24 protein-coding genes are annotated in these 20,524 nt (G+C 71.3%); 6 read left to right on the forward strand and 18 right to left on the reverse strand.

The features are described 5' to 3' along the window. Nucleotides 1-33 precede the first annotated feature (33 nt). Genes CLV30_RS09895 through CLV30_RS09910 form a run of 4 tightly spaced genes read right to left on the reverse strand, consistent with a single transcriptional unit; the run spans nucleotide 34 to nucleotide 3,752 of the window. A complete protein-coding gene (locus CLV30_RS09895; RefSeq protein WP_106537054.1) occupies nucleotides 34-603 on the reverse strand; it encodes a nucleotidyltransferase family protein in 570 nt (189 codons plus the stop codon). Continuing rightward, nucleotides 600-1,712, reverse strand: a complete 1,113-nt coding sequence (locus CLV30_RS09900; RefSeq protein WP_106537055.1) for an XdhC family protein — start codon at nucleotides 1,710-1,712, stop codon at nucleotides 600-602. Before CLV30_RS09900 ends, CLV30_RS09895 begins: the two co-directional genes overlap by 4 nt. Continuing rightward, complete coding sequence (locus CLV30_RS09905) at nucleotides 1,705-2,853, reverse strand: vWA domain-containing protein (RefSeq protein ID WP_205740569.1); 1,149 nt, start codon at nucleotides 2,851-2,853, stop codon at nucleotides 1,705-1,707. The genes CLV30_RS09900 and CLV30_RS09905 overlap by 8 nt, the downstream gene beginning before the upstream one ends. Then, nucleotides 2,850-3,752, reverse strand: a complete 903-nt coding sequence (locus CLV30_RS09910; RefSeq protein ID WP_106537056.1) for an AAA family ATPase — start codon at nucleotides 3,750-3,752, stop codon at nucleotides 2,850-2,852. The genes CLV30_RS09905 and CLV30_RS09910 overlap by 4 nt, the downstream gene beginning before the upstream one ends. 52 nt (nucleotides 3,753-3,804) lie before the next feature. Here CLV30_RS09910 and CLV30_RS09915 point away from each other — a divergent pair, with 52 nt between their 5' ends. After that, a complete protein-coding gene (locus CLV30_RS09915) occupies nucleotides 3,805-4,689 on the forward strand; it encodes an SMP-30/gluconolactonase/LRE family protein (RefSeq protein ID WP_106537057.1) in 885 nt (294 codons plus the stop codon). On the opposite strand, the gene CLV30_RS27830 is transcribed toward CLV30_RS09915, so the two are convergent. From CLV30_RS27830 to CLV30_RS09970, 11 genes are all read right to left on the reverse strand, one after another. Beyond that, nucleotides 4,656-5,141: a DUF5615 family PIN-like protein gene (locus CLV30_RS27830; protein ID WP_165358492.1), complete on the reverse strand. Its 486-nt coding sequence runs from the start codon at nucleotides 5,139-5,141 to the stop codon at nucleotides 4,656-4,658. The two genes, CLV30_RS09915 and CLV30_RS27830, sit on opposite strands and share 34 nt — an antisense overlap. Continuing rightward, on the reverse strand, nucleotides 5,107-5,337 hold the full coding sequence (locus CLV30_RS09925; RefSeq protein ID WP_106537058.1) for a DUF433 domain-containing protein: 231 nt from the start codon (nucleotides 5,335-5,337) through the stop codon (nucleotides 5,107-5,109). Before CLV30_RS09925 ends, CLV30_RS27830 begins: the two co-directional genes overlap by 35 nt. A gap of 87 nt (nucleotides 5,338-5,424) precedes the next feature. After that, entirely contained in the window at nucleotides 5,425-5,925 is a 501-nt protein-coding gene (gene def / locus CLV30_RS09930; RefSeq protein ID WP_240723214.1) for a peptide deformylase, read from the reverse strand. 5 nt (nucleotides 5,926-5,930) lie between these two features. After that, on the reverse strand, nucleotides 5,931-6,569 hold the full coding sequence (locus CLV30_RS09935) for an HAD family hydrolase (RefSeq protein WP_106537060.1): 639 nt from the start codon (nucleotides 6,567-6,569) through the stop codon (nucleotides 5,931-5,933). Beyond that, nucleotides 6,566-6,886 carry a metal-sulfur cluster assembly factor gene (locus CLV30_RS09940; RefSeq protein WP_106537061.1) on the reverse strand — a complete coding sequence of 107 codons (321 nt, stop codon included), beginning with the start codon at nucleotides 6,884-6,886 and terminating at the stop codon, nucleotides 6,566-6,568. The genes CLV30_RS09935 and CLV30_RS09940 overlap by 4 nt, the downstream gene beginning before the upstream one ends. Beyond that, on the reverse strand, nucleotides 6,886-7,338 hold the full coding sequence (gene sufU, locus CLV30_RS09945) for a Fe-S cluster assembly sulfur transfer protein SufU (protein ID WP_106537062.1): 453 nt from the start codon (nucleotides 7,336-7,338) through the stop codon (nucleotides 6,886-6,888). Before sufU ends, CLV30_RS09940 begins: the two co-directional genes overlap by 1 nt. Continuing rightward, entirely contained in the window at nucleotides 7,335-8,603 is a 1,269-nt protein-coding gene (locus tag CLV30_RS09950) for a cysteine desulfurase (RefSeq protein WP_276319984.1), read from the reverse strand. The genes sufU and CLV30_RS09950 overlap by 4 nt, the downstream gene beginning before the upstream one ends. Before the next feature lie 42 nt (nucleotides 8,604-8,645). Beyond that, a complete protein-coding gene (gene sufC / locus CLV30_RS09955) occupies nucleotides 8,646-9,404 on the reverse strand; it encodes a Fe-S cluster assembly ATPase SufC (RefSeq protein ID WP_106537063.1) in 759 nt (252 codons plus the stop codon). 88 nt (nucleotides 9,405-9,492) lie between these two features. Continuing rightward, complete coding sequence (sufD, locus tag CLV30_RS09960; protein WP_106537064.1) at nucleotides 9,493-10,716, reverse strand: Fe-S cluster assembly protein SufD; 1,224 nt, start codon at nucleotides 10,714-10,716, stop codon at nucleotides 9,493-9,495. 47 nt (nucleotides 10,717-10,763) lie between these two features. Further along, on the reverse strand, nucleotides 10,764-12,176 hold the full coding sequence (gene sufB / locus CLV30_RS09965) for a Fe-S cluster assembly protein SufB (protein ID WP_106537065.1): 1,413 nt from the start codon (nucleotides 12,174-12,176) through the stop codon (nucleotides 10,764-10,766). Beyond that, nucleotides 12,177-12,869 (reverse strand): helix-turn-helix transcriptional regulator, encoded by a 693-nt coding sequence (locus CLV30_RS09970; RefSeq protein WP_211300037.1) that lies wholly within the window; start codon nucleotides 12,867-12,869, stop codon nucleotides 12,177-12,179. Between the two features lie 229 nt (nucleotides 12,870-13,098). On the opposite strand from CLV30_RS09970, the gene CLV30_RS09975 reads away from it, so the two are divergent. Together CLV30_RS09975 and CLV30_RS09980 are read left to right on the forward strand one after the other, a co-directional pair. Beyond that, nucleotides 13,099-14,025, forward strand: coding sequence for an ABC transporter ATP-binding protein (locus CLV30_RS09975; RefSeq protein ID WP_106537067.1), 927 nt, complete (start codon nucleotides 13,099-13,101; stop codon nucleotides 14,023-14,025). Nucleotides 14,026-14,063: 38 nt separating this feature from the next. Then, complete coding sequence (locus CLV30_RS09980) at nucleotides 14,064-14,777, forward strand: ABC transporter permease (protein ID WP_106537258.1); 714 nt, start codon at nucleotides 14,064-14,066, stop codon at nucleotides 14,775-14,777. A 31-nt stretch (nucleotides 14,778-14,808) separates the two neighbouring features. Here the strand turns inward: CLV30_RS09980 and CLV30_RS09985 are convergent, their stop codons facing one another. Then, nucleotides 14,809-15,552, reverse strand: a complete 744-nt coding sequence (locus tag CLV30_RS09985) for a class I SAM-dependent methyltransferase (RefSeq protein WP_106537068.1) — start codon at nucleotides 15,550-15,552, stop codon at nucleotides 14,809-14,811. Between the two features lie 117 nt (nucleotides 15,553-15,669). On the opposite strand from CLV30_RS09985, the gene CLV30_RS09990 reads away from it, so the two are divergent. The 3 genes from CLV30_RS09990 (at nucleotide 15,670) to CLV30_RS10000 (ending at nucleotide 18,495) form a co-directional block, all read left to right on the forward strand. Continuing rightward, entirely contained in the window at nucleotides 15,670-16,608 is a 939-nt protein-coding gene (locus tag CLV30_RS09990) for an AraC family transcriptional regulator (RefSeq protein ID WP_106537069.1), read from the forward strand. Between the two features lie 133 nt (nucleotides 16,609-16,741). Next, nucleotides 16,742-17,701 carry a COX15/CtaA family protein gene (locus CLV30_RS09995; protein WP_106537259.1) on the forward strand — a complete coding sequence of 320 codons (960 nt, stop codon included), beginning with the start codon at nucleotides 16,742-16,744 and terminating at the stop codon, nucleotides 17,699-17,701. Further along, nucleotides 17,698-18,495: a nucleotidyltransferase domain-containing protein gene (locus tag CLV30_RS10000; RefSeq protein ID WP_106537070.1), complete on the forward strand. Its 798-nt coding sequence runs from the start codon at nucleotides 17,698-17,700 to the stop codon at nucleotides 18,493-18,495. Before CLV30_RS09995 ends, CLV30_RS10000 begins: the two co-directional genes overlap by 4 nt. Here CLV30_RS10000 and CLV30_RS10005 read toward each other — a convergent pair. Next, on the reverse strand, nucleotides 18,474-19,367 hold the full coding sequence (locus CLV30_RS10005) for a hypothetical protein (protein WP_106537071.1): 894 nt from the start codon (nucleotides 19,365-19,367) through the stop codon (nucleotides 18,474-18,476). The genes CLV30_RS10000 and CLV30_RS10005 overlap by 22 nt on opposite strands. A 138-nt stretch (nucleotides 19,368-19,505) precedes the next feature. Then, nucleotides 19,506-20,468 (reverse strand): heme o synthase, encoded by a 963-nt coding sequence (locus tag CLV30_RS10010; RefSeq protein ID WP_106537072.1) that lies wholly within the window; start codon nucleotides 20,466-20,468, stop codon nucleotides 19,506-19,508. Between the last annotated feature and the right edge of the window lie 56 nt (nucleotides 20,469-20,524).

A 20,524-nucleotide genomic window follows, 5' to 3' on the forward strand; every position in this document is an offset into this window, starting at 1 on the left:
TGCGGGAACGAGCCGTCGGCTGGTGGGCACGAGTCACCTGCCGGGCAGGTCCTCCGGGACGTCGACGTCGTCGGGGCGCCCGGTGTCGTCGCAGGCCACCGACGTCACCAGCTCCGGACGCGCGGTCATGAACGCCCGCGCGCCGACGTCGCCCTGCGCCAGCGCGGCGACGTCGTCCCACACTTCCCGAGCCAGCAGCACCGGGTTGCCACGCTGCCCGCCGTACGTGGCCACCGCGACGAACGCGCCGCCGGCCCGGGCCGCGCGCAACCGCCGCACCGACTCCGGCCCCAGCCACGGCTGATCGACCAGCACCACCACGACGGCGCCGGTGGCCTCGGCACGCAGCGCCTCGAGTCCCGCCCGCAGCGACGAGCCCATGCCCGACGACCAGTCCTCGTGGTGCACGACCCGCGCGCCGCGGACCGTCAGCGGCACCGCGCCGTCGACGACCACCACCGGCCGGCAGCCGCCGTCGGCCAGCAGCCGGACGGCACGGTCGACGAGGCGCTCGCCGTCCAGCTCGACCGTCGCCTTCGGCGCGCCGAAGCGCCGTCCCTCGCCCGCGGCCAGCACCAGCCCGGCGGCCGGCGCGGCGGTCATGCGGTGCCCCGCTCGTCACGGTGGATCGGTCCGCCGATGTCGCGCAGCCGGCGCCCGGTCCCGCCCCACCGGGCGGCGACGATCTCGGCGGCGATCGACACCGCCGTCTCCTCCGGTGTGCGTCCGCCCAGGTCGAGGCCGAGCGGCGACGACAGCCGGGCCAGTTCCGCGTCGCTCACGCCCTGCTCGCGCAGCCGCGCCATCCGGTCCTCGTGGGTGCGCCGCGACCCCATCACCCCGATGTAGGCGGCGGGTGTGCGCACCGCGGCCTCCAGCAGCGGGACGTCGAACTTCGGGTCGTGGGTCAGGACGCAGACGACGGTCCGCTCGTCGACCTCGGCTTCGGCCAGATAGTCGTGCGGCCAGCTCACCACGACCTCGTCGGCGTCCGGGAACCGGCGCGGCGTCGCGAAGACCGGGCGGGCGTCGCAGACGGTGACGTGATAGCCAAGGAACCGGCCGACCCTCACCAGAGCCGCCGCGAAGTCGATCGCGCCGAACACCAGCATCCGCGGCCGCGGCGCGAACGACTGGACGAACACCTCCAGGTCGTCCATACGCCGCTCGCCGTCCGCGCCGTAGCGGCGCACGCCGGTCATCCCCTGCTCGAGCATGCCGCGGGCATCGTCGGCCACCGCGTCGTCCAGCCGCTGACCACCCAGCGTGCCCGACACGTGCTCCGCCCCGACGACGAGATGGGCGCCGACGTCGCCGGGGCCGGAGACGACGGTGGCCACCGCCACCGGCTCACCCCGGGCGACGGCGTCGGCGACCGCCGGTAGCTGCGGAAACGTCTCGCCGCTCACCGCCTCGACGAACACGTCGATGGTCCCGCCGCAGGTCAGACCAACGGCGAACGCGTCGTCGTCACTGACGCCGTACCGTTGCATGGTCGGTTCGCGTCCGGCGACGACCTCGCCGGCGAGTTCGTAGACCGCCGCCTCGATGCACCCGCCCGAGACACTGCCGACCGCCTCACCGGTGTGGCTGACGACCATCGACGCTCCCGGCGGCCGCGGCGCCGACTGGAACGTGCGCACGACGGTCACCAGCCCGGCACGATGCCCGCCGTCGACCGCCGCGACCAGGTCGTCCATCACCTCACGCATGGTCCACAGCATCTCCCACCGCCGGCTGCGCCGCCAGCAGCCGGGCCAGGCGTTGCATCGCGTCCACGGAGTGCCCCGCGACGAGCTGGTCGACGTGCGGTAACGCGGCCCGCATGCCGCCCGTCCGCGGCGCGTAGCCGGCGCGGCCGCGGTGCGGGTTGACCCACACGACGGTGCGGGCCAGCCGGGCGAGCCGTTCCATCTGCGTGCCCAGCAACGCCGGGTCGCCGCGTTCCCAGCCGTCACTGGCGATGACGACGACGGCGCCGCGAGCGGTGCCGCGCCGGCCCCAGCGGTCGAGGAACTCCTTCACCTCGTCACCGAGGCGGGTGCCGCCGCTCCAGTCGGCCACCGCCGCGGTGGCGGCCGACAGCGCCGCCTGCGGGTCGCGTCCGCGCAGTTCACGCGTGATGCGGGTCAGCCGGGTGCCGACGGTGAATACTTCGGTGCCCGGCCGTGCCCGGCACGCGGCGTGCGCGAACCGCAGCGTCATGTCCGCGTACGGCGCCATCGAGCCGCTGACGTCGACCAGGAACACCAGCCGGCGGTTCCGGCGCGCCTGCCGGTGCCGGCGCAGCTCCGCGGGCTCGCCGCCGTGGCGCAACATCGACCGTACGGTGCGGTGCGCGTCGACCCGCCCGGACGATGCCGGGTGCATCCGGCGGGTCACCCGTTCGAGCGCGGCCGGGGTCAGCATGCTGACGAACCGGTGCACCTCGGCGCGCTGGTCCGGGCCGAGCTCGGCCACGTCGCGGTGGCGCAGCACCTCCATCCGGCTGGCGGTGGCGAGCCGGTCCGGTGGTGCGGCGTCGTCGTCCTCGGACCTGCCGGACGGGTCCGCCGGCACCGCGACCGGCCGTGTCGGCTCCGGGAGCTGGACCCGCACGCGCGGGCGCGGCCGGTGTCCGGAGAAGTAGTCGGCGAACACCCGGTCGTAACGCTCGACCTCCTCCGGAGACGCGCACAGCGTCACCCGCCCGGACCAGTAGACGGCACGCATCGACCCCGCGTCGAGCTCGCCGAGCGCTTCGAGCATCGCGTGCACCCGGCCTGGCGACACGACAACGCCCTCGTCCCCGAGCCGGCGCGTGAACCCCACGAGCACCTCGACGGCGTCGCGCGGCGCGGCCGCCCCGGTCACGGGCCTGACCCGCCCGCGACGAGCTCGTCCACCCCGCCCAGCACCCGGTCGGTGTCCTCCTGGTACTTCAGCACCGCGCCCAGGGTCCGCGCCGCGAGCTCCGCGTTCAGCTCGGTGGCGCCGAGCGCCGCCAGCGCGGTGACCCAGTCGATGGACTCGGCCAGCCCGGGCGGCTTGAGCAGATCGTCGGCGCGCATGCGCTGCACCGCGCGGGCGACGTCGTCGGCGAGGCGGTCCTGCACGCCCGGAAGGTGCCGCCGGATCACGGCCACCTCGCGCTCGAACGAGGGGTGCGCCAGCCAGTGGTACAGGCAGCGGCGCTTCAGCGCGTCGTGGACCTCGCGGGTCCGGTTACTGGTCACGACAACGACCGGCGGATGCTGCGCCCGGACGGTGCCGATCTCGGGGATCGAGATGGTGAAGTCGGACAGCACCTCGAGCAGGAACGCCTCGAACTCGTCGTCCGCCCGGTCCACCTCGTCGACCAGCAACACCGACGGCGACGTCTCCAGCGCTCGCAGCAGGGGCCGGGCGAGCAGGAACCTGCGGTCGTAGAGCTCGTGCTCCAGGCGGTCGACGTCGGTGACGCCGGCGGCCTCCGACGCCCGCAGGTGCAGCAGCTGGCGCGGGAAGTCCCAGTCGTACAGCGCCTGGGCGGCGTCGACGCCCTCGTAGCACTGCAGCCGGATCAGCGGCGCGTCCAGCACGACCGCCAGAGCCCGCGCCAGCGACGTCTTGCCGACGCCCGCCTCACCCTCGAGGAACAGCGGGCGGTGCATCCGCAGCGCCAGGAACGCCGCCGTCGCCAGGCCGTCGTCGGCCAGGTACCCGGCGTCGTCGAGCCGGCGAGCCAGCTCACCGGGCGCCTCGGGGGCGGCGGTCGGTGCGGAGTCGTTCATGGACCCACGCTACGCCGCGGCGGTACGGCTGGCGATGTGATGAGATCTGCGCATGGCCGACACTTCTCCCGCGACGTTCGAGCCCTGGGCGAGCTGGTTCCGGGTGAAGAGCGACGCTCGGCTCGAACGCCTCGCCTCCGGCTGCCGGTGGACCGAGGGCCCGGTCTACGTGCCCGCGTGGCGGCAGTTGATCTGGAGCGACATCCCGAACGACCGGATGCTGCGCTGGGACGAGCCGACCGGGACCGTCGGCGTGTTCCGCGCGCCCTCGGGGTACGCCAACGGGCACACCCTCGACCGACAGGGCCGGCTGGTCAGCTGCGAGCACGGCCGGCGGCGGGTCACCCGCACCGAGCCCGACGGCAGCATCACGGTGCTCGCCGACCGATTCGACGGTAAGCGGCTGAACAGCCCCAACGACGTCGTCGTCGGCTCGGACGGGTCGGTCTGGTTCACCGATCCGGCGTACGGCATCGACAGCGACTACGAGGGCCACCGCGCCGACTCCGAGATCGGCGCCTGCCACGTCTACCGGATCGACCCGGGGTCCGGCACCGTGCACGTCGTGGGCGACGACTTCGACCGGCCGAACGGGCTGGCCTTCTCGCCGGACGAGCGGCGGTTGTACGTCACCGACAGCGGCAGGGACCACATCCGTGCGTTCGACGTCACCATCGACGGCGGGCTGAGTGGCGGCGACGTTCTCGCCGGCAGCGGCGGCGGGGTCGACGGCGTCCGCGTCGACCGCCTGGGACGCCTCTGGGCCGCCACTCGCGACGGTGTGCGCTGCATCGACGCAGACGGCACCGCGCTGGGAACGCTGCGTGTGCCGGAGCCGGTCGCCAACCTCACGTTCGGCGGCCCGAAGGGCAACCGGCTGTTCGTCTGCGCCACGACGTCGGTCTACTCGATTCTCACCGACGTCAACGGCGCGTGAGCAGGCCCAAAGGGAGTGATACTCGTTCGCTCATCAGCCGGCGGATGAAAAGACCGCTGCCGGAGAGGTAGCGATCGGATCCGCATTCGGTCACTCGTGACCACGACCAGGGCGCCTGCGTCCAACTCATCGGATATCAACGGCAGGTTCTCGAGAAGTACGGCCGCCTGCTCGTGCGCCTGGCGTTCCGATCGCCGAAGCAGGACGACGCTCGGCAACGTCGCATTGCTCGATGCGAGAAGCTCACCGAAGTCGGCGTCGGCCGATATCAACACTCGTCCATCAGCCACTGCCGCCGCCATGACTTCCTCATCAGGGGCACCAAGAAGACCGGCGTCAGCGACATGGACCGGATCGTGGCCTGCACCCCTCAACAGGTCGCTGAGCCGCCTACTGAGACATTCGTCGAAAGAATCTTCATGCGGATGCGAGCAGTGGTACCTCACGGGCATCCACTACCGCGGGTGCATACTCGAGAGCCGTGCGGACGTCGTCAACCGTGAGCTGCGGGTAGTCGTTCACGATGTCCGTCGGCGCCAAACCTTCAGCGATGAGGCCCACCACGGTCGCTACCGGGACACGCGTACCACGGATACACGGCACGCCGCCCATGATCCGATGATCGACGGTGATTCTCTCGAACGCCATACCGCAACGATACCCACACCGACAACAGACCCGTAGTGATTTCGCGCCTCGGTGGTTGCGAGCCGGACGCTCGCCCACAACGGCGGTTCAGCCGACCGACGGCTCGCGTGCCCAGTCGGCTTCGCGGATCGCCTTCAGCGCGGACTTGCGCTCGCCACGGTCGAGCTTGTCGACGTAGATCTCGCCGTTGATGTGGTCGGTCTCGTGCTGGAAGCAGCGGGCCAGCAACCCCTCGCCCGCCACCCGGACGGGCTCGCCGTGCACGTCCGCCCCGGACACCGTCGCGTACATCGCGCGGCGCCGGTCGTAGGCAAGGCCGGGCACCGACAGGCAGCCCTCCTCACCGACCTGCTCGCCTTCGAACTGCTCGAGGACCGGGTTGGCGACGACGCCCTTCAGCCCGTCGCCCACGTCGTACACGAACAGCCGCAACGACACACCGACCTGGTTGGCCGCCAGCCCGACGCCGGGAGCGTCGTACATCGTCTCGAACATGTCGTCGACCAGCCGCTGCAGCTCGCCGTCGAACTTCGTGACCGGGTCGCACGGGGTGCGCAGAACGGGATCGCCCCAGATCCGGATCGGCATGATGCTCACGCCGTGGCCTCCTTGCGGTTCGGCACCAGACCCAGCTCGGCGAGCGAGCCGGCCAGCTGCTGGCTCCCGGTGAAACGCAGTGCGGTGAATCCGAGCTCGCGCGCGGCTTCGACGTTGGCCGGGTTGTCGTCGATGAAGACCGAAACGGACGGGTCCAGGCCGTACCGGTCGAGCAGCACCCGGAAGATGCGGGCATCGGGCTTGACGAGCCCTTCGCGGCCGGAGACCACGATGCCCTCGAACCACGACAGCCAGTCGAAGCGCTCTTCGGCGTGCGGGAACTTCTCGTCGGACCAGTTGGTCAGCGCGTACAGGCCGACACCGGTGTCTCGCAGCTCACGCAGCAGGTCGACGGTGCCGTCGATCTGTCCGCCGATGGTCTCGGTCCACCGGTGGTGATAGGCCGCGATCAGCTCCGCATGGTTCGGATGCTGCGCGGTGAGGGCGGCCACGGCGTCGTCCCAGCTGCGGCCGGCGTCCTGCGCGGCGTTCCACTCCGGCGTCGTGACCTCGGCGAGGAACGACTCGACGGCGTCGTCGTCGGCAAGCAACGAGCGGTACAGGTACCGCGGATCCCAGTCGACGAGGACACCGCCGAGGTCGAACACGACGGTCGTCGGCGCCGAGCGGCTCATACGTTGAAGCCGAGCGCCCGCAGCTGCTCCCGCCCCTCGTCGGTGATCTTGTCCGGGCCCCACGGCGGCATCCAGACCCAGTTGATCTTCAATTCCTTGACCAGCCCGTCGGTGGCGGACGCGGCCTGCTCCTCGATCAGGTCGGTCAGCGGACAGGCCGCGCTGGTCAGCGTCATGTCGATGGTGGCGACGCCGTCGTCGTCCACGGACACGCCGTAGATCAGCCCGAGGTCGACGACGTTGATACCCAGTTCCGGGTCCACCACGTCGCGCAGGGCTTCTTTGACATCCTCGATGTCAACAGTGCCGGTGGTCATCAGCGGGTCACTTCTCCTTCTGTCGCCAGTGCTCGCGATGCGGCGTCCTTGAACGCCATCCAGGACAGCAACGCGCATTTCACCCGGGCCGGATACTTCGCCACGCCGGCGAAGGCGATCCCGTCACCGAGCACGTCCTCGTCCGGTTCGACTTCACCCTTACCCTGCATCAGCTCGACGAACGCGCGCTCGACCTCGAACGCGTCGTCGACGCCCTGCCCGCTGAGCAGGTCGTGCAGGACGCTCGCCGAGGCCTGGCTGATGGAGCAGCCCTGACCGTCGTAGGACACGTCGGTCAGCGTGCCGCCGTCCACCGCCACCCGCACGGTGATCTCGTCCCCGCACGTCGGGTTCACGTGGTGAGCCTCGGCCTGGAACGGCTCACGCAGCCCGCGCCCGTGCGGGTACTTGTAGTGGTCCAGGATGATCTCCTGGTACAGGCTGTCGCTCACCGGAAGAACCTCTTCACCCGCTCCAACCCGTCGGCCAGAGCGTCGATCTCGTCGGTCGTGGTGTACAGGTAGAACGACGCCCGCGTGGTCGCGGGTATTCCGTAGCGTACGCACACCGGCCGTGCGCAGTGGTGGCCCACCCGCACCGCGACGCCCTGCTCGTCGAGCACCTGCCCGACGTCGTGCGGGTGGACGCCGTCGACGGTGAACGAGATCGTGCCGCCGCGACCCTCGGGCGTGTCCGGGCCGATGATCGTCACGCCGTCGACACCGGCGAAGCGCTGCAGCGCGTAGCCGGTGAGCTCCCGCTCGTGCGCGTACACCTTGGCCATGTCCAGCCCGGTGAGATAGTCGACCGCCGCGCCCAGCCCGACGACCTGCGCGATCGGCGGCGTCCCGGCCTCGAACTTGTGCGGCACCGCCGCGAACGTCGAGCCCTCCATGGACACCGTCTCGATCATCTCGCCGCCGCCGAGGAACGGGGGCAGCGCGTCCAGCACCGCACCGCGGCCCCACAGCACACCGACGCCGGTCGGCCCGCACATCTTGTGCCCGGTGAACGCCAGCAGGTCCACGCCCAACGCGGCGACGTCGACCGGCATGTGCGGCACCGACTGCGAAGCGTCGGCCATCACCAGGGCGCCGACCTCATGTGCGCGGGCCACGATCGGGGCGAGGTCGTTGACCGTGCCGAGGATGTTCGACTGGTGCACCACGGAGATGATCTTCGTCCGCGGGTTGATCAGCTCGTCGATCGTGGACAGGTCGAGACGGCCGTCGTCGGTCAGCCCGAACCACCGCAGCGTCGCTCCGGTGCGCCGGGCGGCCAGCTGCCACGGCACGATGTTGGAGTGGTGCTCCATCTCGCTGATGACGATCTCGTCGCCGGGCCCGAGCCGGTAGCGGGGGTCGTCGGCCAGGCCGCTGGCCAGCGTGTTGGCGACGAGGTTCAGCGCCTCGGACGCGTTCTTGGCGAAAACGATCTCGTCACGCGACGCCGCGCCGACGAACGCGGCGATGCGATCGCGCGCGCCCTCGTACGCCGCGGTCGACTCCTCGCCGAGCTGGTGCACCGCCCGCGCGACGTTGGCGTTGTGGCGGGCATAGTGCTCGGTCAGCGCGTCGATCACCGCCTGCGGCTTCTGCGACGTGTTCGCCGAGTCGAGGTAGGCCAGAGCGTGGTCGCCGGCCAGCCGCCGGTCGAGGATCGGGAAGTCCTTTCGGATCCGGTCCACGTCCAGCGGGCTGGTCAGGTCGTTCGCCACGGTGCTCTCCTCAATGCTCTTCCTCGATGCCGGCCGGCGCCCTCAGGCGGAGGCGCCGGCGTAGTCGACGTAGCCGTGCTCCTCGAGCTTGTCGGCCAGTTCCGGGCCGCCCTCCTCGGCGACGCGGCCGGCGATGAACACGTGCACGTGGTCCGGCTTGATGTAGCGCAGGATGCGGGTGTAGTGCGTGATCAGCATCACGCCCTTGTCACCGTCGGCGGTGAACCGGTTGACGCCGTCGGAGACGACGCGCAGCGCGTCGATGTCGAGACCGGAGTCGGTCTCGTCGAGAACGGCGAACTTCGGCTTCAGCAGCTCGAGCTGCAGGATCTCGTGGCGCTTCTTCTCACCACCGGAGAAGCCGGTGTTGAGGTCGCGCTCGGCGAACGCGTCGTCGATCGCGAGGCTCTGCATCGAGTTCTTGACGTCCTTGACCCAGGTGCGCAGCTTCGGCGACTCGCCGTCGACGGCCGTCTTCGCGGTCCGCAGGAAGTTCGACACCGACACACCCGGAACCTCGACCGGGTACTGCATCGCGAGGAACAGCCCGGCCCGTGCGCGCTCGTCGACGCTCATGGCCAGCACGTCCTCGCCGTCGAGCGTGACGGTGCCGCTGGTGACGGTGTACTTCGGGTGCCCGGCCAGGGAGTAGGCCAGGGTGGACTTGCCGGAGCCGTTGGGGCCCATGATCGCGTGCGTCTGCCCGCTGCTGACCGTGAGGTCGACGCCGCGCAGGATCTCCTTCGGGCCGGTCTCGGTGTCGACGGAGACGTGCAGGTCGCGGATCTCCAGGGTGCTCATGTCGTATGCCTCACTCGCAGGTCTTGGTCAGTCGTGGTGTCAGTCGTGGCGGTCATGGTCGTGACGGTGATGGTGGTAGCCGTCATCGTCACTGCTCGCTGATGGCCAGCTCGCGCTCGACGGAGGCGACGAGCCGTTCGGCGATCTCGGGGACACCGATCCGGTTGATCAGCTCGGTGAAGAAGCCCCGGACGACCAGCCGGCGCGCCTCGTCGGCGGGGATGCCGCGCGCCTGCAGGTAGAACAACTGCTCGTCGTCGAACCTTCCGGTGGCGCTGGCGTGGCCCGCCCCCTCGATCTCGCCGGTCTCGATCTCGAGGTTCGGCACCGAGTCGGCGCGCGCGCCGTCGGTGAGCACGAGGTTGCGGTTGAGCTCGAAAGTGCTGATGCCCTCGGCCTCCGGACGGATCAGCACGTTGCCGATCCACACCGCGTGCGCCTTCGAGCCCTGCAGCGCACCCTTGTACAGCACGTCGCTGCGGCAGTGCGGCTGGTTGTGGTCGACCAGCAGCCGGTTCTCGAGGTGCTGCCCGCTGTCGGCGAAGTACAGCCCCAGCATCTCGGCGTCGCCGCCCGGGCCGCCGTAGTCCAGCGACGACGACACCCGCACGAGGTCGCCGCCGAAGCCGACGACAGCGTGCTTCACGGTGGCGTCGCGGCCGACGTGGACGTGGTGGTGCGACACGTGCACGGCGTCGTCGGCCCAGTCCTGCACGGCCACGACGACGAGCTTGGCGCCTTCCTCAGCGATGATCTCGACGTTGTCGGCCAGCGCGGCCGAGCCGCCGTAGTCGAGCACCACGACGGACTGGCTGAACCGCTCCGCGGTAACGACGACGTGCCCGGCGGCGCCCTTCTCGGAGCTGAGGCCGTTCACCCGGATCACCGTGGGCTGCTCGGTCACCGCCTCGCGCGGGACCGTCACGGTCACCACCTTGTCGGCCTCGGCCCACGCCCGTGCGCTGGGTCGGTCGACCGGGACGTACCCGGACGACCCACGCACGGGGGCGTTGCCCGCCTCGAGCGTCTCGACCTTCACCTGCGGGTCGGCGTCGACGGTGACCTCGTAGTCGTGCCCGTCGAGCGCGGCGTCGTCGTGCAGGCCGCGCATCCGCGCCATCGGCGTGAACCGCCAATCCTCCTCACGGCCGCGCGGGACGGGGTGGTCGTCGACGTCGAACGACGCCACGGTGTGGAAGGCGCTACCGCCGTGTTTGCTCTCGTCGAGCGCAGCACCACCGTGGGTGTGCTCGGTCAGGCCGTGCTGGGCGGCCCGCTCCTGCGTCGAGGCCGGCAATTCAGAGGTACTCATCTACTCTCTCTCGTCGTCAAAGCTGGGTGTGTGGTCCGGTGACCACCTCACCCAACAGCGCCTTCCATCTGCAGCTCGATGAGCCGGTTCAGCTCGAGCGCGTACTCCATCGGCAGCTCGCGGGCGATCGGCTCGATGAACCCGCGGACGATCATCGCCATCGCCTCGTCCTCGGTCATGCCCCTGCTCATCAGGTAGAAGAGCTGGTCCTCACTGACCTTGGAGACGGTGGCCTCGTGCCCCATCGAGACGTCGTCGTTGCGGATGTCGTTGTAGGGGTATGTGTCCGACCGCGAGATGGTGTCGACCAGGAGCGCGTCGCAGCGCACCGTGCTGGCGCTGTGCTGCGCACGCGGCATGACCTGGACCAGGCCGCGGTACGAGGTGCGTCCCCCGGCGCGGGCCACCGACTTGGACACGATGGAGCTCGACGTGTTCGGCGCCATGTGCACCATCTTGGAACCGGAGTCCTGGTGCTGGTTCTCGCCGGCGAAGGCCAGCGACAGCGTCTCGCCCTTGGCCTGCTCGCCCATCAGCCAGATGGCCGGGTACTTCATGGTGACCTTGGAGCCGATGTTGCCGTCGATCCACTCCATGGTGGCGCCCTCGGCGGCCGTGGCCCGCTTCGTGACCAGGTTGTACACGTTGTTCGACCAGTTCTGGATGGTCGTGTAGCGGCAGCGGGCGCCCTTCTTCACGACGATCTCGACGACGGCGCTGTGCAGCGAGTCGGAGGTGTAGATCGGCGCCGTGCAGCCCTCGACGTAGTGGACGTAGGCGTCCTCGTCGACGATGATCAGCGTCCGCTCGAACTGGCCCATGTTCTCGGTGTTGATGCGGAAGTAGGCCTGCAGCGGGATGTCGACGTGCACGCCCTTCGGCACGTAGATGAACGAGCCACCGGACCACACCGCGGTGTTCAGCGCGGAGAACTTGTTGTCGCCGGCCGGGATGACCGAGGCGAAGTACTCCTTGAACAGCTCTGGGTACTCACGCAGCGCCGTGTCGGTGTCGAGGAAGACGACACCCTGCTCCTCGAGGTCCTCACGGATCTTGTGATAGACGACCTCGGACTCGTACTGCGCGGCCACGCCGGCGACCAGGCGCTGCTTCTCCGCCTCGGGGATGCCGAGCTTGTCGTACGTGGTCTTGATGTCCTCCGGCAGGTCCTCCCAGGACCCGGCCTGCTCCTCGGTGGAGCGCACGAAGTACTTGATGTTGTCGAAGTCGATGTCCGACAGGTCGGCACCCCAGGTGGGGACGGGCTTCTTCTCGAACAGCCGCAGCGCCTTCAGCCGGATGTCGAGCATCCAGTCCGGCTCGTCCTTGAGCGCGGAGATCTCGCGGACGACGTCCTCGTTCAGGCCTCGCTTGGCGGCAGCACCCGCGGCATCGGCGTCGGCCCAGCCGTATTCGTAGCGTCCGAGTCCCTCGAGTTCGGGGTGAGCGGTGGTGGTCATCTATGAGATCCTCTCCGCGGATACGTTTCGTGCCTCGGTTTGTGCTGGAACTGGTGCGGAAGCGCTGCCGGGACCGGAGTCCTCGGAGCTGCGGGGAATGTGCGTGGTGCAGACCCCTTCGCCGTGCGCGATGGTCGCGATGCGCTGCACGTGGGTGTGCAGCAGCCGCGCGAACGCCTCGGTCTCGGCCTCACACAGCTGCGGGAACTGCTCGGCGACGTGAGCCACCGGGCAGTGGTGCTGGCACAGCTGCTCGCCGTCGACGACGGGCGAGGCCTGCGCCGAGGCGGCGTAACCGTCAGCGGACAACGCGCGCGCCAGCACCTCGGCACGTTGCCCCGGCTCGACGTCGTCGAGCAGCTGCCGGTAACGCTCCTCGAGATCGGCGATCCGGCGCCGGGCGAACTCCAGCACCATGTCGTCACCACCGGTCTCGGCCAGGAAGCGCAACGCCCCCACGGCGAGGTCGTCGTAGGCCTGCTCGAACGCGTCGCGGCCGGCCGTGGTCAGCACGAACACCTTGGCCGGGCGCCCCCGGCCGCGGTGGCCGTACACTCGCTCCTCCTGTGCCTCGAGTATGCCGTCGGCGACGAGCGTGTCGAGGTGGCGCCGGACCGCCGCCGGCGTCAGACCGAGCAGGTCGGCCAGTGTCGCCGCCGTGGACGGCCCGTTCTCGAGGATCGACCGGGCCACGCGTTCACGTGTACGCGCATGAGGATCCTGGGCGACGGGGGTGTTCCCCGGCGCCCCGGCTACCTCCTGCGTGTTTTTCACAACACCATCGTGCTCTTTTTCGTTCCCCGTCTCAACCTACCCCCCGTGGGATGCGTCACGCAGGTCAGCCTTACCTTCAACGTGTCGGTGTCGGACTCGGCACCCACGTGCCAGCACTCGCCCACGTTGCGCGTGCGAGACTCACAGGGTGAGTGTGCCGCCCGCCGTCGAGGTCGACGGCCTGGTCAAGCGTTACGGCACGACGACCGCGGTCGACGGGCTCTCGGTGCGTGTCGACTCCGGCGCGGTCACCGCGCTGCTCGGGCCGAACGGCGCGGGCAAGACCACGACGGTGGAGACCTGTGAGGGTTTCCGGGAGCCCGACACCGGCCGCGTCCGCGTGCTCGGCCTCGACCCGCGGCGCGACAGCGCCGAGCTGCGCCCGCGGGTCGGCGTGATGCTGCAGGAGGGCGCCGGCCTGTACCCCGGCGCCGGCGCCCGCGAACTGCTCACCCACCTGGGGCGGCTGCACCGGCACCCGCTGGACGTGGACCGGCTGGTCGAGCGGCTCGGGCTCGGCGGCACCGGCCGCACGCCACTGCGGCGGCTCTCCGGCGGCCAGCGCCAGCGCGTGGCCCTCGCCGCCGCCCTGGTCGGCCGTCCCGAACTGGTGTTCCTCGACGAACCGACGGCGGGCCTCGACCCGCATGCGCGGCACTCCACCTGGGACCTCATCGGCGAACTGCGCGGCGACGGCGTGAGCGTCGTGCTGACCACGCATCTGATCGACGAGGCCGAGCAACTGGCCGACCACGTCGTCATCATCGACCACGGCCGCCTGGTCACCGAAGGCAGCCCGGAGGAGCTGACCTCGGGGCCGGGCGACGACGTCATCAGTTTCGGCGGGCCGCCCCGGCTGGACCTGTCGACGCTGCGGGCCGCGCTGCCGGAGTCCGCGGACGTCCGCGAGGTCACCCCCGGCTCGTACCAGGTCGCCGGGGTCGTCGACCCGCACCTGCTGGCGACGCTCACGTCGTGGTGCGCCACGAACGACATCCTCGCCGAAGGGCTGCAGGTCGGGCGCCGTTCGCTCGAGGACGTCTACCTCGAACTGACCAGGCGGTCGGCACGGTGACCTACGTACCCGCTCCCGGCGCCGCTCCCCTGACCCGCATGGTCGCCGCGCAGGTCCTGCTCGAAGTCCGGCTGCTGCTCCGCAACGGCGAGCAGTTGCTGCTCACCGCCGTGATCCCGGTGGTGTTACTGGGACTGCTCACCGCGGTGCCGGTGGTGGACACCGGCGAGTACGACCGCGTCGACTTCCTGGTCCCGGGCATCCTCGCGCTGTCGGTCATGTCCACGGCGTTCACGTCCCTGGCCATCGCCACCGGGTACGAACGCCGGTACGGCGCGCTGAAACGCCTGGCCGCCTCGCCGCTGCCACGGTGGGCGCTGCTCGCCGCCAAGGCCGTGACCGTCCTGGTCGTGGAGGTCCTGCAGGTCGTCCTGGTCGGCGGCCTGGGCCTGGCACTGGGCTGGCGCCCGGACGGCGCGATGGCCGCCGTCCCGTTGCTGCTGGCCGGCACCGCCGCGTTCGCCGGGCTCGGGCTGCTGATGGCCGGCACGCTGCGCGCCGAGGCCACACTGGCCGCCGCCAACCTGGTGTATCTGCTCCTGCTGGTGCTCGGCGGGGTCGTGATCCCGTTCGGGCAGTTCCCGGACGCGCTGCGGCCCGTGCTCGAGTCCACGCCGACGGGCGCGCTCGCCGGTGGGTTGCGCTCGGTCCTCGCCGACGGCGACGGCCTGCCGTGGGCGCCGCTCGTCGTCCTCGTGATCTGGGCGGCCGCCGGCACGACGGCCGCCGCGCGGTGGTTCCGCTGGGAGTGACCAGCGGTGCTGCCCATCCGAGCCGGGAGCACTAGGGGCGGCTCGCCTGCACGAAGGTGACCGGGCCGAACCGATGCTGGACGTGCTCGACCTCGCGCGCGTCGGCGAACCCTGCGGCGGCGAGGAGCGCGACGATGCCGTCGCCGAGGTTGCGGGTGACGGCCGGGGTCTGCGTCGCCGGCTCGCGCACGAGGCGGCGCAGGTGCCGGAGGGCGTGGGCCGGGCCGTGTCCGTGTGTCGAGTGCTGAGCGTCCGCCGTGTTCGTCATGGGACCGCCGAAGTCGACGATGGTGACGGTGCCTCCCGGCCGCAGGGCGCGCAGCGCGTCGTGCGCGAACGCGACCCGGCCGTCGTCGTCGACGTGGTGCAGCGCCAGCGACGAGACCACGTGGTCGAGCGAGGCGTCGTCGGCCGGGATCCGGTCGGCGTAGCCCTGGACGAGGGTGAGCGACACGCGCCGGCGGCGTGCCTTGCGAGCGGCTCTGCGCAGGCTGTCCGCGTCCGGATCGAGTCCGGTGACGCGCGCGTGCGGCTCGGCGGCGAGCACGGCGAGCGAGAGGTTGCCGGTGCCGCAGCCGACGTCGGCCACCGTCTGGCCGGGCTCGAGGCCGGCCAGCTCGACCGCGCGCTCGTGCAGCGCCCGGACGCCGCCGACGCGGCTGAGGGTGTCGTAGAACGGGAGGAGCCAGGTCCTGCCCATTCCCGGCAGGAACGGGCGGTCTCGCTCCTCCGGCGTGCGCTGGTCGAGGATGCGTACGGCGGCTTCTGCAGTCATTCGGAACTCCCTGGGCTCTCGGTGGGCCGGTCCCGGCGAACCGTGACGGGACCTGGTGTCTACACCGTCGAGTCTTGGATATCCTGCGGGTCCGAGGCAGTACAGAAGTAGGGAACCATGGCACATTCTTCGGTCACAGGCCCGCACGCGCCGTCGTCGCCGCGGCTGCGTTCGGTGCGCCCGGACGGGACACCGGTCTACCGCTACGAGCAGCGTCCGGGCGTACCTCCGGTCTCGGTGATCCGCTTCGACACCGAGGCCGCTCACGCCCGGCTTCCGCCGGACCACCGGCACGCCCACGACTTCCTCGTCCTGGTCTATGTCGAGGACGGCGCGGGCTCCTTCGTGGTCGACGATGCCGAGCTGGCGCTGCGCGCCGGGGAGGTTCACGCCGTGTCTCCCGGGCAGGTGATCGGTGTCTCGGCCCTCTCGGAACTGGCCCGCGCTCGCGCGTGGTCGGTCGCCTTCACGCCGGACGCGGTACCTGCGCTGGCCTCGGTCTCCCCACTGGCCTGGAGCCACCATCCGCTGCTCGCGATGTTCGCGCCCGGAGCAGGACACGGCCGGGTCGCCGAACCGGACCGGGAACGCTGGTCGGCGTGGCTCGCGGACCTGGCCGAGGAGCTCGCCGACCCGGGCCGCCTCGGCGCCCGCGAGGTCGTGACCGGACTACTCACCCGGGTCCTGGTCGCGGCCGCACGGGTGGCGCCGGCCGCACCGAGCGCACCGGACCCGCTGGTGCAGCAGGTCTTCGACCGGATCGAGGCGACGTTCCGCGAACCGGTCACCGTCGCCGACATCGCCGGGGCGCTCGGCTACACCGCGGGACACCTCACCACCGTGATACGCGAACGGACCGGCCGTCCGCTGCTCGAATGGATCACCGAGCGGCGCATGACCGAGGTCCGGCGGATGCTGCGCGACACCGATCTCCCGCTCGGCGCCGTCGCGGCCCGGACGGGCCTGCGCGACGCCACCTACCTCGTCCGCCGCTTCCGGGACCGGCACGGCATCACCCCCCAGCGGTGGCGGCACAGCCAGCGCGCATCGTCGTGACCCGCCTCTGCGTGCCGGGGTGCCGCTTCCGCACCCGGTCCCGCCGGGTGGTCGCGTTTTGCCCCGTTCGGTACTGATCACTCCCCCGGTCGGCGTTGTTGACCGTCCGGTTGTCTACGATGGCGCGGTGAGCATGACCACCGCGCCATCGCCGCCGGCCGAGGGCCGTGGGCGGTTCCAGCGGTGGGTTCCGCTGATCTCCGAGGCGGCGCTGCGCAAGCTGGCGCTGACCTCGTGGATCACCCAGGTCGGCATCGTCGTCACCGGCGGCGCCGTCCGGCTCACCGACTCGGGCCTCGGCTGTCCCGACTGGCCGCACTGCACCGAAGGCTCGCTGACGTCCACGCCCGAGATGGGCCTGCACGGCGCCATCGAGTTCGGCAACCGGCTGCTCTTCTTCGTGCTGGCCGCCGTCGCGACGGCCATGCTGCTCGCCGTGCTGCGCACGTTCTCGTCCGACCGTCCCCGCCGCGACCTCGTCGTCCCGTCGGTGGTGCTGCTCACCGTGATCCCCGCACAGGCCGTCATCGGCGGCATCACCGTGTGGACGGGCCTGAACCCGTGGGTGGTGATGTTCCACTTCCTCGTGTCGGCGGCACTGGTCGGGGTGGCCACCGTCCTCGTGCGGCGGGCACGGCGACCGGCTGCGGTGCCGCCGCGGCGGATCGGCCAGCCGTGGCTCGAGCGGCTGGGGCTGCTGACCCTCGTCGCCACCGCGGTCGTCGTCTATCTCGGGACCGTCGTCACCGGCAGCGGCCCGCACGCCGGCGACCCGGACGCCGAACGCACCGGCCTCGACGTCGCCGTGGTCACCCAGGTGCACGCCGACGCGGTCCTCGTGCTGGTCGGGCTCTCGATCGGCCTGTACTTCGCCGCGCGCGCCGTCGGATCGCCCGGGCGCGCGGCCCGGGCGGCAGCCGTCCTCCTCGGCGTCGAAGTCGCTCAAGGTCTCGTCGGCGTCGTCCAATACCGCTTGGAGCTGCCCGAATTGCTGGTCGGACTGCACATGCTCGGCGCGGCGCTGCTGATCGCCGCCGCGGTGGACGCCTGGTATGCCAGCCGCTGGCTCCCGGCAACAGAGACGGTGCGATGAGCCCGCTGCCCCCGCTGGTCAGCGACTTGACCCGCCGGCATCTGGCGCTCGTCGACGACCTCGTGCCGGGCCTGGTGGAAGGGCTCTACGTCACCGGGTCGGCCGCGCTGGGCGACTTCCACGCCGGCACCAGCGACGTCGACGTCGTCGTCGTGACCAGCCGCCCGCCCGACCCGCGAGAGTGTGCCGCCCTGGCCGACGTGCACGCCAAGCTGTCGGCGTCGACGTTCTACGACGGCTTCTACGTGTCCCGCGAACACCTCGACGACCCGCCCCGTGACGGCGAGACCGTCCCGTTCGTCGCCGGGGGAACGCTGCGCGTCGACGAGCCCTGCGATGAGCTGAACCCCGTCACCTGGCGGGCGCTTCGCCGGCACGGACGGACGGTCCGCGGCGTCGACCCCGCCGACCTCGGCGTCCCGGCCCAGCCGGACGAGGTCGTCCGCGACTGGCTGCTGGACAACCTCGCCGGGTACTGGAGCCGGTTCGGCGAACGGGTCACCGCCGGTCTTGCGCACGCACCGGCCGACCGGGTGGTCGAGAACGCGACGATCGAGTGGGCCGTGCTCGGCCCGCCACGGTTGCACTACACCCTGACCACCGGAGACGTCGTCTCCAAGTCGGGCGCGGCCGACCACCTCGCCACCCGCTTTCCGCGGTGGTCCGAACTGGGCGAACGCGCGCTCACCTCGCGCTCGGGCGGCGACGTCCTGTTCACCACCGAGGACCTGCGCGAGGCCGCAAGCCTGATCGAGGCGGTCCGCGACAGCGCTCAGGCGTTCGCCGCGTCCTGACGCGCGATGGCGGCGGCCGCGGTGCCGTCGCCCAGTTCCGCCCGCGCGTCCGGCCGGCTCGCATAGTGCTCGAGCGTGCGGAAGCAGACCACCGGGTCACCGGCCAGCCTGCCGGTCGGCACGGCCGCGACCACCGCTGCGGACACTCGGCCGGCCAGCCGGCCGAGAGCCGCCGGACGCGGACGGCTCCGCTCGGTCACCGCCCCCGGGTCCCTCGCCTCGATCAGCAGCCAGTGCTGTACCGGCGCCGGGATCGCGGTGCGGAAGCCGTAGCGGACGGTGGTCGCACCGATCGCGGCGATCTCGTCCCACGCCAGCACCACCCGGTCGATGCCCAGGCCGACGACGACATGCCGCGGCGTGAGGTCGACACCGAGGCCGGTACGCGCCGAGCGCAGGCCGGCGATCCCGCCGAGCAGGAACACCGCTCCCACGGCCACCAGGACGGCGACACCGGCGAGCATCGGCCACTCCCCCTGCAGCACGGCCGCCACCCCGGCGGCGAGTGCCAGCGCGACGAACACGAGACCCGCCAGCAGCAGTCCCACGCTCACCAGCGGCGGAGTCGGACGCACCGGGAACCGCAGCCCAGGGGTGTGCGTCCCCTCGACCTCGACGAGCACGGCACGCGCCGGCGCACGACGCCGTCGAGGCCGCACGAGCACCGCCGTCACCACGAGAAGCACGGCGACCCCGCCGGTCACCGCTGTTTGCACCCGATCGCCGTCGAGCGCGAGCAGCACCGCGGGCACCACCAGGATCAGGGCGGCGGCCGCGCTCACCGTCGTCGCCAGCCATCCGCCGAGCGGCAAGGGCTTCCACCCGGCCGGTGGTGGCAGGGACGTGCCGGACGAGCCGTTGCGCGCTTTCACGGCGTCAATGGTGCCTGACGGCTGTTGTCGACGTCGTGAGGCCAACGCGGGAACGGCGAGGTTCGCCCGCGCACTCGACGGTCATCCGATACGTCCGGACCCATTCTCTTGGTGGCGGAATGCCGCGGCGCGGGCGGATCAGCCGAGGATCAGGACGTCGGCCATCACGCCGGCGAACACCACCGTCAGGTAGGTGATGGAGCCGTGGAACAGCCGCATGGCCTTGAGCCCGGCACCTGACGGATCGCGCCGGGCGCGCCCGTGCAGCCGGTGCGCCTCGGACAGGAACCACGCCCCGGTCACCACGGCCAACAGGCCGAAGATCCATCCGAGGTCGCCCACCGGCCACAGCGCCAGCGTCGTGACGACCATGGCCCACGAGTAGGCGAGGATCTGCGTCGCGACGGTGGTGGCCGACGCCACGGCCGGCAGCATCGGCACCTCGGCGCGCACGTAGTCCTCGCGGTAGCGCATCGCCAGCGGCCAGTAGTGCGGCGGCGTCCAGAAGAACACGACGAGAAAGAGCAGCACCGGCGGCCAGTCCAGGCTGCCGGTCACCGCCGCCCAGCCGATCAGGGTCGGCACGCAGCCCGCGACACCGCCCCAGACGATGTTCTGCGACGTGCGGCGCTTGAGCAGCATCGTGTACACGAGGACGTAGAACAGGTTGGCCGCGATGGTCAGCGCCGCCGCCAGCGCGTTCACCCACACCAGCATGATCGCCGTCGAGCCGGCCAACAGCAGCGACGCGAACGCGAACGCGTGGTACGGCGGGACCTGCGCCCGCGCGAGCGGGCGGCGCCGGGTGCGGTGCATGACCGCGTCGATGTCGCGCTCGAGGACCTGGTTGAACGCGTGTGCGCTACCGCCGGCCAAGGTGCCGGCCACCAGCGTGGCCGCGACCAGGCCGGGCGACGGCAGCCCTCGCTCGGCCAGCACCATGGCCGGCAACGTCGTGATGAGCAGCAGCTCGACCACACGTAGCTTCATCAGCGCCAGATAGGCGCCCGCGACCGCGCGCCACCGCGATGACGCGGGCCGCGACGGCTGCGTCTCGCGGCTGGTGTCGACGCGGCTCGGCTCGACGGGCGTCACGATCATCCTCATGTGTGGTCGAAGAGACAGACGGGACGGGAAGCTCCGTCACTCACGGCCCG

It is taken from the genome of Haloactinopolyspora alba (genome assembly GCF_003014555.1).
Lineage (GTDB): Bacteria > Actinomycetota > Actinomycetes > Jiangellales > Jiangellaceae > Haloactinopolyspora > Haloactinopolyspora alba.